Genomic DNA, 12,833 nt, shown 5'->3' on the forward strand with positions numbered 1-12,833 from the left:
TTGTTTACAAAGACTGTATCAAGAATCCTAGAATCGCAAAACGATGGATTCCATTACAGTGTCAAATTTGACATATTAGAAGGCTAAAATGACAAACAGGATAAATCCTTGAAACACTATCAAATCGCTGTGCTTGCTTATCCTCATTCTCTTTTGTCAGCTGTTTATGGTTTTGCAGAAACATTCGAGCTAGCTAATGAAGCCTGTAAAGAATCAGATTTAGAAGTTCGTATCACTACGCATATTTTAAACGAGGCAGATCTACAGAAAGACTTAGGCACGCAATCGCACTATCACGCAGTCTTGTTGCCCCCTAGCTTAAATAAAGCCAGTTATGGCGAAATGAATATCGGCATCAATGATTTTTTAATCGCACAGCATCAACAAGGCGCCATACTTTGCAGTGCCTGCGCTGGCGCGTTCTTTTTGGCTTACACTGGCCTCACAGATAAACGCCAATTGACGACGCACTGGGCACTAGAAACGTTATTCAAGGAACGCTTTCCGAAACAAGCAATAGATACGTCTAAGATTTTGATCAATCAAGGCGATATCATTAGCGCTGGCGGCATGATGTCTTGGATGGATCTGGCGCTGGAATTAGTACAAGCTCTCACCAATGCTCATATCGTTCGTCAGCTAGGCAAAACCTTGGTAATTGATACAGGCAACAGAGAACAGCGCTATTATCAGCAGTTTCAGCCAAATTTCGATCACGGCGACGGCGCGATTCTGACCGTTCAGCATCACCTACAAGGGCATTTTTTCAAACGGCAGCGCACAGAAAGCATGGCCGCTTTGGCAAAGCTCACACCAAGAACTTTTTTAAGACGCTTTTCAAAATGCACAGAACTCAACCCAAATGAATATCTGCAGCGCGTTCGTATTCAGGCTGCTTGCGATACGTTGGAGCAAACAACATTGCCATTCGAAAGTATTGCGCTGCAAGTGGGTTATGAAGATGTGGGAAGTTGCCGTAAAGCTTTTCAGAAGATAATGGGGTTAACACCCAGTGCGTTTCGTCAGCGTTTTGTATCGTCAATATCTGGCTAATTAAGCGGTTAGCTAAAAAAAGCAAAACCAAAAAGAGTTTTGCTTTGCTCTCAATCGCTACTATTCAGTGGAGATAATTCTATCGACACAACTCAATCAACGATAAACAGCGTTGCGCCTTCAGAGGTGGATGAACGGTGCGGCTCGGCATCATCAGCTACCTGATAACTCATGCCCGCAGATAATACAAAAGTACGACCGTCTTTTAATACTGTTTTCAGCTCGCCACTCATGCAAAAAAGAATGTGACCTTTGGTACACCAATGATCCGCTAAATACCCAGCAGAGTAGGTCACAATTCTAACGCGAATATCGCCGAACTGCTTGGTCTGCCAATAGGCAAAACCGCTTTCACCTTTGTGGGTCGTTTTTTCGACACCTTGCCAATCTGTTACGCCAAAGGGTAAATCTGTAATCTTCATAACGACGCCTTAAAATCCTTCTACTAACAAGAACAATGCCGCTCTATTTCAGCGGCATAACATGAGAAGTAGTAAGCGTTAGCAGACGGGTAAGGTCAAGTACTATATTGAATGGTTAAGCGATCTCTATTTGGTAACAAAATGTCTCTGCCGAACCATGAGAAATTCGGTATTCTAAAGGCGTTTTGTCATAGCCATAAGCCACTCGCTCAATAACAGCAACAGGACTATTTTCCACCGTGTTCAAAGCCATAGCAATGCTCGTGCTGGCAGAGGCTATCGTTAAGGTTTCTTTCGCCGAAGCGATAAGCTGCCCACATTGTTGCTCATAAAATGGGTATAGCAAATTACCAAACTCAGACAATTCTAAATCGATCAAACTAGTAAATAATGACGCAGGCAGCCAAATCTCTTCCGTTAACACCACGCGGTCTTCCAATAAACGCAAACGTTCAAGACAAATCGCCTTGTCATTAACATCTATTTTTAAGGCGTCAGCAGCTTGCTGTGGTGGATTTTTGAAAGTTCTGGACAGCAGTTGACTTTCGGGCATAACAAAACGCCCATCGGAAGACATTTGACGGAAGAAGCGAAACAAAGAGGCATTAAAATCAGGACGACGCACAAAAGTGCCACGACCTTGACTACGATAAAGCAAGCCATCGTTAACTAGAGTATCTACCGCTTTACGAATAGTACCGATAGCCACTTCATATTTTTTTGTTAGTTCACTTTCCGTTGGAATTGGCACATCCGGTAACCAAGCTCCTGAACTAATATTGTCTAGCAATTCATCACGTACCTGTTGATACAGCGGCAACCTATGATCCCGCCCATGCTTAAACAGCGCCATTTTCTTCTCTCTTTAGTAAATTGCACCATTCTAATCCCAGCGCAGCGAAGCGTCTATGATTGTTGACTTAATATTCATATAAACATATATTCATCTATATGAATTACATAAGTATACATTTATCCTTACACCAATAAATTTAACAACATGCAGGTAAAGGTTTTTTAATGATTTCCGACACCAATCTGCCAGTAACAGGCATCGACACACATGCGCATATTTTTCGCACTGATTTGCCTATGACAGCTGAACGCAGGTACGCGCCAGACTATAATGCGCTGCCTGAAGACTTCTTAACGCATTTAGCAGGTCATCGTATTTCTCATGGTGTATTGGTTCAGCCTAGTTTTTTAGGCACTGACAACAGTTTTATGGTGCGAGCATTACGTCAACACCCTCTGAAGCTCAAAGGCATTGCGGTTGTTGATCCAGCTATTAGCGATATTGAATTAGATGAATTGGATGCAGCAGGTGTCGTTGGTATTCGCCTCAATTTGATTAAAAAACCATTGGAAAACTACACATCTCAAGCTTGGCAAACTTTTTTAAGCAAATTAGCAAAGCGTAAATGGGTCGTGGAAGTACAGCGAGAAATAGACGATTTAGCCAGCTTCTTACCCGCTATCTTGGAGTCTGGTGTCGAAGTAGTCATTGATCATTTTGCGCGTACAAATGAAGGAATAGATCCATTTAACCCAGCCCATCAAGACTTTTTAGATTTATTGAGCAGTGGCGCGCCAATCTGGACAAAAGTGTCGGCGGCTTACCGCTGTAATGCCAATATTGAACAAGCAAAAGATATGCTAGCAGTCTTGCGTTTGGCCTATGGCCATTCAGACTATTTTTTATGGGGCAGTGACTGGCCAAATACGCAATTTGAAGAACGCACCGACTACACAAGTCAGTGTCGCTTTATGGAAGCACTACTACCCAACATGGATGAGCGCAGTAGAGTATTGGTTACGAACCCAAGCAGATTGTTTGGATTTCAACCGCTCGATAAAAACAAATAAGAGAAACTATTATTATGAGTCTACTTGTTGTTGGAGCAATCCTCCTCTCCATCATTCTAGGGTATAAAACCCGTATCAATATTGGTCTTTTCGCTATCGCCTTCGCCTATTTAATCGGCAGCTTTGCACTAGGACTAAGTCCTAACGACATTATTAAAATGTGGCCGTTGAAGATCTTCTTTATTATCTTTTCTGTGTCCTTGTTTTACAGCTTTGCCATTATCAATGGCACGTTAGAAAAGCTCGCCGAGCATCTTATGTATCGTTGCCGCCGCTTTCCTCACTTATTGCCATACGCAATTTATATTACGACAACTATCATTTCAGCGCTTGGAGCAGGCTACTACACAGTCTTAGCCTTTATGGCTCCGATTACCTTACTACTGTGCCAACGTACAGGCATGAGCATGGTAGTTGGTTCTATGTCGGTTGGTTACGGCGCATTAACGGGCGCGAATTTCATGTCTAGCCAAAGCGGCATTATCTTCCGCGGCATCATGGCCAGCGCTGGTGTTACCGAAAACCAAGCCTTCATAAACTCTATTGGCATTTTCTTAAGCACGGCTATTATTCCTTTAATTGTGATCACCGCATTAGTGTTCTTCACTAAGCACCGTGCTAATGTCGCCAAAAATGACTTCCAAGTAGAACGCCCTACGCCGTTCAATAAAGAGCAATCACAAACCTTAACTCTAACTCTTATCATGATGGGCTTAGTGCTACTTGCACCAATTTCGCATCTTCTATTGCCTGATAATGAGACGATTAACTTTATTAATTCCAAGATGAACATAGGCCTAATCGCCAGCGTGTTCTCTGTTATCGCATTATTATTGAAACTTGGAGACGAGCGTAAAGCCTTTGCCTCTGTGCCTTGGTCAACGCTTATTATGATCTGTGGCGTAGGTATGTTGATCTCGGTAGCGATAAAAGCCGGTACAATCAATGACCTTGCCTCTTGGATTGGTACTTCAATCCCAGCCGCTTTGGTGCCCGTTGTATTCGGTATTGTTGCTGCTTTCATGTCCCTTTTTGCCAGTACATTGGGCGTGGTTACGCCAGCGCTTTTCCCAATCGTACCGTCAATTGCACAAAGTCTGTCATTGGATCCGATGATGCTATTCATCTGTATCGTAGTCGGTGCTCAGGCCACAGCCATATCGCCTTTCTCTTCTGGAGGAAGTTTGATTCTAGGGGCTTGCCCAACAGAAGAAAGTCGAACAAAACTGTTCCCTCAACTTCTGTTCCGCGCTGCCCCACTGGGCTTTGCTGCGGCCCTACTATTTAATTTGCTAATCACTTTTGTGCTTTAGTAACGGATAACCTCTTTGGGCGTATGCATCACTATGGTGCTGCGCCTTTTTTTACATATATGGAGATACCCTCATGACTCTTTCTTTGCGCACTCGGATACTGAGTGTCAGCATTCTTGCTGTTGTTATCACAACGGCATATCTAGTCACAGAAACGACCCTTTCTCTGACGCAACAAATGCGCGATTCATTAGTAAAAGATGTTCGTCATTTCTCAAAAGCCTATGGCGATAACACAAGCGAGTGGCTGAACAGCCGAAAAGTCATTGCGGCTTCGCTTGCTAACACGCTAGAACGAGCACCTGATCAATCACCTTACATCGCGATTAAACAAGCTTATGACAGTGGTAAATTTGCCTTAACCTATTACGGCAATAATGATGGCAAAATGTACCGCCAAGACCCAGCGTTAGACGCAAAACGCCCAGGTTACGATCCTCGCCAAAAGAGCTGGTATCAAGAAGCAATGAGTATTGGTCAGCCAAGTATTCTTGGACCAAACATCAGCTCTACGACCAAAGAATTGGTTATTATCTTAACTAATCCTGTGACTAAAAATGGTCAAAACTTTGGTACGGTCGGCGCAAATCTAAGTTTGGATCAGCTGTCCAAACAAGTTGCTGAGCTTGATATCCCGGGTTCAGGCTCTGCCATGATGGTCGCATCCAACAACGACATTATTGCCCATGCTGACAAAGATATGGTGATGAAAAAAGCCGAATCTATTTCCTCTATTTTCGCACCTCGCGCACTATCCAAGCTTGCAAAAGAAGATAGGCTAGCCGAAGAAACATTAAATGAGCGAGATGTATTTGCTTACGCTCAGAATATTCCTAATACAGATTGGACCTTAGTCTTCACCATGGACAAAAGTGAACTAATGGCGCCAGTTTATAAAGTATTGGTTCGTCAGATCATCACTGCATTGGTTCTGCTTGTGGCATTTAGCTGTTTCTTGTATTGGTTATTTAAAGTGATATTTAGCGACTTAACGCGCGTTTCTAAAGCACTACAAGATATATCTAAAGGCAAAGGCGATTTACGCGCTCGCATAGAGGTAAAACGTGACGATGAAATTGGCGTCTTAGCACAAGGTTTTAATGACTTTGTGGGTCACATGCATGGCGTAGTTGAACGCTTAAAAGTACTTTCTAAAGACGTCGCAAACGAAGCTCAAAATGTATCGAACTCGTCGACTCAAAGCGCCTCTCGTGTTGCCACTCAACAGCAAGAAATCGACATGGTCGCTTCTGCTGTTACTGAAATGGCGGCAGCAACTCACGAAATCGCGGGCAACGCAGAGCAAACAGCCAAAGCCGCTGGTCACTCTGTTGAGCTGGGACAAAAAGGCAGTGCGCAAGTACAAAAAAGTCGTAATTCGACTCACCAACTTGCCAACGAAGTGAGCCTTGCTACTGGACAGATTTCTGAATTAGATAATCACGCTCAACAAATTAGTGGCATTCTATCGACTATTACAGGCATCGCAGAACAAACCAACTTGCTAGCCCTTAATGCCGCGATTGAAGCGGCTCGTGCCGGCGAACATGGTCGTGGTTTTGCCGTGGTTGCAGATGAAGTGCGTACGCTTTCTCAACGTACTCACGCTTCGACCGAAGAAATTCAAAAAATGATTGAGCTACTACAAGAGCAAACATCAAAAGCGGTTACTTCAATGCAAAACAGCAGCGCCAAAGCACAAACCAGTGTTGCGGATGCTGATGCAGCGACAGAGAGCCTAGAAGAAATTGCCAATGCCATCATCAGCATTTCAGACATGGCGACGCAAATTGCTACCGCTGCAGAAGAACAAACAGCCGTGACCAATGAAATCAGCCAAAACAGCGAGACCATTCGCCAAGTGGCGGCCGATTTAGCCATTGAAAGTAAAACGGGTGTAGAACAATCAAAACGACTTAACCAACTTGCCAAGCAAGTAGACAGCGAAGTCGGCCAGTTCCAGATCTAAGCTTGTAACACTAAAAATTGAATCTTATTTCAACCAAAGCCCCGCAAGGGGCTTTTTTACGCCTAACATTTCACCAGCATAACGAACCTCACCAGAAGCGCCTCAAATTTTAGACAAAAAAAAGTGATGGCTCATAAATGAGGCATCACTTAAAAAAAAAGGGAAGTACAAAAATGAATCTTTAGCGATTAAAAGAAACATCACCCTTAAAAAGGGCTACTGACTCTAGCTAACAAGTAAAAAACACAAAATAGCGTGGAGCACAGATTCTTTTTCGAGCTTAAAACTTCGATCAAACTCGAGAAAATTCAAAACATTGAAGGCGATCTAACAGATGAACTAAATAAGCTCACTCAAGATCAAAAGACTTCAAGATGTGGGAATGATAGGAAGAAAATGGATCTAAAACAATGCGCACAAGACATCATGAACATTCTTATCTTGTTCAGGATATTTTGTGTATTTTGATGACAATTAGTAAGAAGCTGTCACTAAAAGTCACGAAAGTAGCGTATTAAGTAAAAATGTTTTTGTACTCTTTTCAAAACAATAAGTTACTTTCGGGGACTATTTTAACATCGTAATATCCGTCAGCACCCACGCACTATTGTGTTGAGTAAAACCAATTTTAGGGTAGTAATCCACTGCCTGAGGCGCAGACAATAAAATTAACGAACACTTGGGTTGTAAGGCTTCCTTGGTCATTCGGATCAGCGTTTTACCAATCCCCGTTGCCTGCACAGATTCATCCACTGCCAAGTCCGATAAGTAACAACAAAAGGCAAAATCCGTCACCGAACGCGCCACGCCGACCAAGGCCTCGCCTTGCCATGCCGTAATCAACAAATTAGCATTTTCCAACATAGCCTCTATTGTTTCAGGCTCATCGATAGGACGACGCGCGCCCAATGTCGTTTTCGCCAGCAACTCAACAAACTGCTTAGCCGTAATAGCCTGATTCACCTTATAAACGATAGGAAGCGATAACTCGATGGATTGCTCAATAGACATTAGGACACCTTTTTCGATGCGGTAAAACGGCAGCATAAAGTAATTTATGCGTTTATTAAATAAGAAAGCACTTACCTAAAGTTAAGCCTAAACAATAGTAAACACTCATCCAAAACTATCGATCTGCCGATAAAATTCGCAGAGCAACAGCGGCAGCTGAAGTACGGTTTTCGACACCTAGTTTTGGGAAAATTTGCTCTAAGTGCTTGTTGACTGTGCGCGGGCTCATTTCAAGAATTTCAGCGATCTCACGGTTAGTTTTCCCATTGGCAATCCAGTGCAAGACTTCTGACTCGCGATCCGTAAGGTCGAGTTCTTTCTTTAATAAAGCAGGGCCGGTGGGTTTGTCTCCGTCTTCAAGACGTAATAGCACTTCTTTTTGTTCGGTGACGCCCATCATTTTCAGCGCTAAGGGGTACTCTAATCCACTGAGTTTCAGCAGGTTCCCCACGGCAGGCTGATGAGCTAACCAGAGGCGTATTTGCAAAGCCAGCTCAGTACTTTGCCATTCACTGCTTGCTCGCGCCTTAGCAAGTAAGGCGTAGGTTTGTGGCGTCGCCCACGCAATTTCACCGGCGTAGGTTGTCGTCATCAAATACTGTCCCATACTGTCCAGTGCGGACTGAGCGTTGTTGCTCAAACGCGCATTAGACAAATGTACACGCATGCGAGCAATCAATTCATTGGGCTGAATCGGCTTGGTAAGATAATCCACACCACCCGCTTCTAAGCCACGTACAATGTCGTCGGTATCGCTCAAACCTGTCATGAAAATAACTGGAATCGACGCCAGACTTTGCTCTGCTTTCAACGCTCGGCAGGTGTCAAAACCATCCATATTCGGCATTATGGCATCGAGCAAAATGATGTCGGGACGAATTCGTCGAGCAATGGTTAAGGCTTGCTTGCCTTCAAGGGCAACAAGCACATCCATATTAGCAGCTTCCAAAGTGTCATGAATTAGGCTCAACGCATCTGGCGAGTCGTCGACCACTAAAACAATGTCACTTTTATTACTCGGGTTCATAGTTGGATTTCTCGCTAACATCACTGATTAAACGTGAGTGTGTTTGTATGTATTGGGCAATCGCGTCGAACTGAAAACTTTGATACAAGCTTTCCAATTGTTGTAAATGGCTCGAGTCAATGACATCTGTTTTAGCCAGCTGATCTAGCAAACCGCCGACGCCTTTTTTATAACCCATCTCCGCAAACGCCATCAGTTCGCGCACACTTTCATGGTCTGGAATGCCGGCAGTTTGTTGCTCTTCTAGCCGATTGTGCTCGTGCTCTTCATTGCTGTCAGCGAACTTTTCCACAAGCCTAGGCACAGCAACATCGACGTCGGTTTCTTGATAGACCCATTCCAACACTAGCCAATGTTTGATGGCATCCAACAAATCACTGTTGTTCACAGGCTTAACAAGATACTGATTAAACGCTGCTTGCTCATCTGGCTTACGTTGGTTCTCTTTGGCATCAGCAGACAACATAATAATTGGCGCACTATAAGCTCGATCACGTAGCAACTTAGCTAAACTCAACCCATCCATACCGGGCATGGAGACATCTAATACGAATAAATCTGGCGAGCAAGAATCCAGCTCATCCAAGCAAGCCTCAGCGTCGGAGGCTTCCAAAACATTAAAGCCCAGCGGCACGAGAATATCCGACAACAAACCACGTACCACAGGGTCATCGTCTACCACCATAAGAGTACGCTGATAGCCACGGTAACTTACGATGCGTTTGTATTCATAAGCAGAGCCATCTCCTTGGCTCACCCAAGGTAGCATCAAACTGACGCGAAATTCACTGCCTTCGCCCACCACAGAATGTGCCTGCAAATCGCCGCCCATGATGTCTGTTAACAGTTTCACTATGGTCAAGCCCAAGCCTGTGCCAGGTAAATTACCAGTACTGATGTCACGTACTCGCTCGAAAGGATCAAAAATACGTTTTAAGTGGCCTTCTTTAATGCCTACACCCGTATCTCGGATAACAAACTCAGCCACTTGATTACGATAATTGACTTCGAACAATACCGAGCCTTTTGGCGTGTATTTCACGGCATTTGACAACAAGTTAATCAAAATTTGCCGTAAACGCTTTTCATCTGTTATGACATGTTGAGGCAATGGTGCGAGAATTTTTGACTGCAATTGAATGCCTTTGTCACGCGCTTGCATGGCAAACATGCTGTTTAGCTGATCGATTAACTTCGGCAAATCCACCGTATTGCGATATAGATCAAAACGCCCTGCTTCGATCTTGGAAATATCCAATAAACCTTCGATCAAATCCGCCAAATACAAACCACTACGATGAATAATATCCAAACCATTCTGGTGCCCAGAAGGTGTATTAGCTTTCTCGGATAAGAGTTGTGCATAGCCAATAATAGATTGCAGCGGTGTGCGTAATTCATGACTAATACCGGTGAGATAGCGACTTTTTGCTTCATTTGCTCGCTCAGCTTGTTCTTTTGCCCCTTGCAAGGCTCGGTCGGTTTCTTGGTGAGCATCAACTTCACGAATCAATTTTCTTGTTTGCCTATTAGACTCCTTCTGCGCCACCACACGACTTTCATGAGCGAGAACAAACAACCATGATAAGACACCAGAAACGATCAACAGAGTAAAGAACAGCGCCAACATAGTCTCTTTTAACAAGACTTCTTCATTCAGCGATGTCGGTGCCATTTGCGTATAAATCAACATCATCAGTGCGGCATTGATAATATTGATTATTAGCAACAAAGAGGCAAAACGACCAAAGCGAGAGCTCAGCGCCTTAACGAGTCTCTTAGGTAAAAAAAGCTTTAAGAAATAGTCACTCTGCTGCCCAATGCTTGCCTGTGGTTTACAGCTATCTAAACAGCGTACATCTAAGGAGCAACACAAAGAACAAATCGGCTGCATGTAGGCAGAGCAAAAACTCATGTCTTCCGTTTCGAACGCATTCTCACAAATCCCACAAGTCAGAGTGACATACTTAGGGCTGTGTTGTTTTGCCAGCTCAATCATCGGAATCAATTCAGGGCTTTGGCGCGCTAGGTAATATTTACCCTTGGTGAGCCACGCAATCAGCGGCACAAACACAAAACACGAACCTAAGGATATAAAGTGACACAAGCTTTTCGCCACTTCACCAAAGACACCTAAATAACTCACTAAACCTAACGTGGTCGCAATCAACATCGAGCCCGTTCCGACAGGGTTAATGTCGTATAAATGCGCGCGTTTAAACTCGACATAATTAGGGCTTAAACCCAACGGTTTGTTGATTAATAAATCCGCTGACAAGCTACCTAACCAACTCACCGCAGCGATGGCAAACACGCCTAAAATAGCGCTCAAAGCCTGATAAATCCCCAATTCCATCAGCAATAATGCAATAGTTACGTTGAATACCAACCAGACAACACGACCGGGGTGAGAGTGAGTTAAGCGTGAGAAAAAATTCGACCAAGCAATAGAACCCGCATAGGCGTTGGTTAAATTGATTTTCATCTGGCAGATAAACACAAACACCGCCGCCAAAAGCAAAGCGGTGGTAGGCGATGTGGTTAAAAAGAAAAAGATGCGCTGATACAAATAGGTTGGATCGGTGGCTTGTATCGCTGAAGCGCCATCGGAAATCGCCAAGTAAGCCAAAAACGAACCCAATAACATTTTGATGGCACCAATAAATACCCAACCTGGACCCGCTAAAATCAGCCAAAACCACCAGCGTCGGCGGTTTTGTTTGGTTTTTATAGGAAAAAAGCGTAAGTAGTCGACTTGCTCGCCAATCTGCGCCATCAAGGCAAACAGCACAGATGCTGCTGCGCCAAACAAAACCCAATCAAAATGCGTGCTTTGCGGCAAATCAGCTGGTGCATATTGTGTCCAGCCTTCGAAGTTTTGGTATTCCTGCGTCACCACTACGCCAATCGCCGCTACTTGTAACACCAACCAAATCCACTGGGTACCGTTTTGAAAGCGACTAATAGCACGAATACCGTGTGTTACAATGGGAATAACAAATATGGCCGAGAGCGCATAACCCAAAGCCAAAGGAATGCCTAATAGAACCTCCATTGCAGAGGCCAAAATAGCCGCTTCAATGGCAAAGAATATAAAGGTGAAAGTCGCATAAATCAGCGAGGTAATAGTCGATCCAAGGTAACCAAAGCCCGCGCCTCGGGTCAATAAGTCTATATCCAAACCATGCTTAGCGGAATAATAAGCAATGGGGAAACCCGTGACGAAAAACACCGCCAACACAGTGAGAATAGCTGCCACCGCGTTGGTAAAACCATAAGCGAGGGTAATAACCGCAGCCAGTCCTTCCAACGCCAAAAACGCGGTTGCACCAAGCGCGGTATGACCAACACGCTCAATACTCATCGCATGGCCCTGCTTGGAGCCGTTGTCATGCCGAGAAGTGTAGCGTAGAGCGTAATCTTCCATGGTTTGATCGGCGACCCACTTATTGTAGTGGCGTCGCACCTTAAAGATCTTTTGTGCCGCCGTCATAGAATCTCGTGCTTAGACGATAAAATGACGCTCTTTGGCTTAGGAAACAAAAATGAGTTAGGCAAAAGCAAGTACCAAACCCGCTAGCGCAATAGCAGAGCCACTAATGCGCGTCGCTAAAGGCGTACCAATTTTCGTCATCAGCTGACCAAAACCCAGACCAACCGCATGCAAGCCCGCCGTAGCCAAAGCAAAACCCAACGCATATTGCAGACCATTGGCACTCAAAGGCATTTCCATACCATGCGCTGCACCGTGGAATAACGCAAAAGCCCCTGCAATCGCCATGCAAGCCGCTGTTGGTAAACGCTTAGCAAACAACACCAAAGCACCCAATACGACGACAGACAATAGAATACCTTGTTCAACGAATGGTACGTTCAAACCGGCCACGGCTAAGCCGCCGCCCAACAACATAGTCACGACAAACGCCGCAGGGATCGCCCACAAAGCGCGGCCACCGATGCTCGCCGCCCAAAGACCAATCGCCACCATGGCCAAAAGATGATCCAAACCGCCCATTGGGTGAGCAAATCCCGTCATAAAGCTAGAAGCTTGTTCATGCCCCGGATGAGCAAAAACGGAACCAGAAGCCAATACTGAAGCCGCTACCAACAAACCTTTTGTTTTCAATGCTCTTTCTTTCAACGCATTCATAATTTTTCTCCTAATATTTCGT

Annotated in this window: 10 protein-coding genes; 4 read left to right on the top strand and 6 right to left on the bottom strand. The window is 44.5% G+C overall.

What is annotated here, in order from left to right; translation table 11 throughout:
* The first annotated feature begins 108 nt into the window (after nt 1-108).
* A complete protein-coding gene (locus KDW99_RS16780; RefSeq protein WP_255826319.1) occupies nt 109-1,053 on the top strand; it encodes a GlxA family transcriptional regulator in 945 nt (314 codons plus the stop codon).
* A gap of 92 nt (nt 1,054-1,145) precedes the next feature.
* Here the strand turns inward: KDW99_RS16780 and KDW99_RS16785 are convergent, their stop codons facing one another.
* Together KDW99_RS16785 and KDW99_RS16790 are read right to left on the bottom strand one after the other, a co-directional pair.
* Nucleotides 1,146-1,475: a DHCW motif cupin fold protein gene (locus tag KDW99_RS16785; RefSeq protein ID WP_137169199.1), complete on the bottom strand. Its 330-nt coding sequence runs from the start codon at nt 1,473-1,475 to the stop codon at nt 1,146-1,148.
* A 115-nt stretch (nt 1,476-1,590) separates the two neighbouring features.
* Nucleotides 1,591-2,328, bottom strand: coding sequence for a GntR family transcriptional regulator (locus KDW99_RS16790; RefSeq protein ID WP_255826320.1), 738 nt, complete (start codon nt 2,326-2,328; stop codon nt 1,591-1,593).
* Nucleotides 2,329-2,495: 167 nt separating this feature from the next.
* Between KDW99_RS16790 and KDW99_RS16795 the strand changes: the two genes are divergently transcribed.
* The 3 genes from KDW99_RS16795 to KDW99_RS16805 all read left to right on the top strand — a co-directional run bounded on the left by KDW99_RS16795 (nt 2,496) and on the right by KDW99_RS16805 (nt 6,623).
* Nucleotides 2,496-3,341 (top strand): amidohydrolase family protein, encoded by an 846-nt coding sequence (locus KDW99_RS16795; RefSeq protein WP_255826321.1) that lies wholly within the window; start codon nt 2,496-2,498, stop codon nt 3,339-3,341.
* A 14-nt stretch (nt 3,342-3,355) separates the two neighbouring features.
* Nucleotides 3,356-4,654 carry an SLC13 family permease gene (locus KDW99_RS16800; RefSeq protein WP_255826323.1) on the top strand — a complete coding sequence of 433 codons (1,299 nt, stop codon included), beginning with the start codon at nt 3,356-3,358 and terminating at the stop codon, nt 4,652-4,654.
* Nucleotides 4,655-4,727: 73 nt separating this feature from the next.
* The gene (locus KDW99_RS16805; protein ID WP_255826324.1) at nt 4,728-6,623 is read left to right on the top strand and encodes a methyl-accepting chemotaxis protein; all 1,896 of its coding nucleotides are present in this window, start codon (nt 4,728-4,730) and stop codon (nt 6,621-6,623) included.
* A 567-nt stretch (nt 6,624-7,190) separates the two neighbouring features.
* Here KDW99_RS16805 and KDW99_RS16810 read toward each other — a convergent pair.
* The 4 genes from KDW99_RS16810 to KDW99_RS16825 all read right to left on the bottom strand — a co-directional run bounded on the left by KDW99_RS16810 (nt 7,191) and on the right by KDW99_RS16825 (nt 12,811).
* Nucleotides 7,191-7,634, bottom strand: a complete 444-nt coding sequence (locus KDW99_RS16810; protein WP_255826325.1) for a GNAT family N-acetyltransferase — start codon at nt 7,632-7,634, stop codon at nt 7,191-7,193.
* A 115-nt stretch (nt 7,635-7,749) separates the two neighbouring features.
* Nucleotides 7,750-8,661, bottom strand: a complete 912-nt coding sequence (locus KDW99_RS16815; protein WP_255826326.1) for a response regulator transcription factor — start codon at nt 8,659-8,661, stop codon at nt 7,750-7,752.
* On the bottom strand, nt 8,648-12,154 hold the full coding sequence (locus KDW99_RS16820) for a hybrid sensor histidine kinase/response regulator (RefSeq protein ID WP_255826328.1): 3,507 nt from the start codon (nt 12,152-12,154) through the stop codon (nt 8,648-8,650). The genes KDW99_RS16815 and KDW99_RS16820 overlap by 14 nt, the downstream gene beginning before the upstream one ends.
* 57 nt (nt 12,155-12,211) lie before the next feature.
* Nucleotides 12,212-12,811: a HupE/UreJ family protein gene (locus tag KDW99_RS16825; protein ID WP_255826329.1), complete on the bottom strand. Its 600-nt coding sequence runs from the start codon at nt 12,809-12,811 to the stop codon at nt 12,212-12,214.
* Nucleotides 12,812-12,833: the final 22 nt, after the last annotated feature.

The organism is Marinomonas rhizomae (assembly GCF_024397855.1).
In the GTDB taxonomy this organism is placed as follows: domain Bacteria; phylum Pseudomonadota; class Gammaproteobacteria; order Pseudomonadales; family Marinomonadaceae; genus Marinomonas; species Marinomonas rhizomae_A.

Bases quoted from the DNA above. Each gene is read 5' to 3' on its own strand.
- KDW99_RS16805 (WP_255826324.1), top strand. From the start codon at position 4,728: ATGACTCTTTCTTTGCGCACTCGGATACTGAGTGTCAGCATTCTTGCT.
- KDW99_RS16820 (WP_255826328.1), bottom strand. From the start codon at position 12,154: ATGACGGCGGCACAAAAGATCTTTAAGGTGCGACGCCACTACAATAAG.
- KDW99_RS16785 (WP_137169199.1), bottom strand. From the start codon at position 1,475: ATGAAGATTACAGATTTACCCTTTGGCGTAACAGATTGGCAAGGTGTC.
- KDW99_RS16810 (WP_255826325.1), bottom strand. From the start codon at position 7,634: ATGTCTATTGAGCAATCCATCGAGTTATCGCTTCCTATCGTTTATAAG.
- KDW99_RS16800 (WP_255826323.1), top strand. From the start codon at position 3,356: ATGAGTCTACTTGTTGTTGGAGCAATCCTCCTCTCCATCATTCTAGGG.
- KDW99_RS16815 (WP_255826326.1), bottom strand. From the start codon at position 8,661: ATGAACCCGAGTAATAAAAGTGACATTGTTTTAGTGGTCGACGACTCG.
- KDW99_RS16825 (WP_255826329.1), bottom strand. From the start codon at position 12,811: ATGAATGCGTTGAAAGAAAGAGCATTGAAAACAAAAGGTTTGTTGGTA.
- KDW99_RS16795 (WP_255826321.1), top strand. From the start codon at position 2,496: ATGATTTCCGACACCAATCTGCCAGTAACAGGCATCGACACACATGCG.
- KDW99_RS16790 (WP_255826320.1), bottom strand. From the start codon at position 2,328: ATGGCGCTGTTTAAGCATGGGCGGGATCATAGGTTGCCGCTGTATCAA.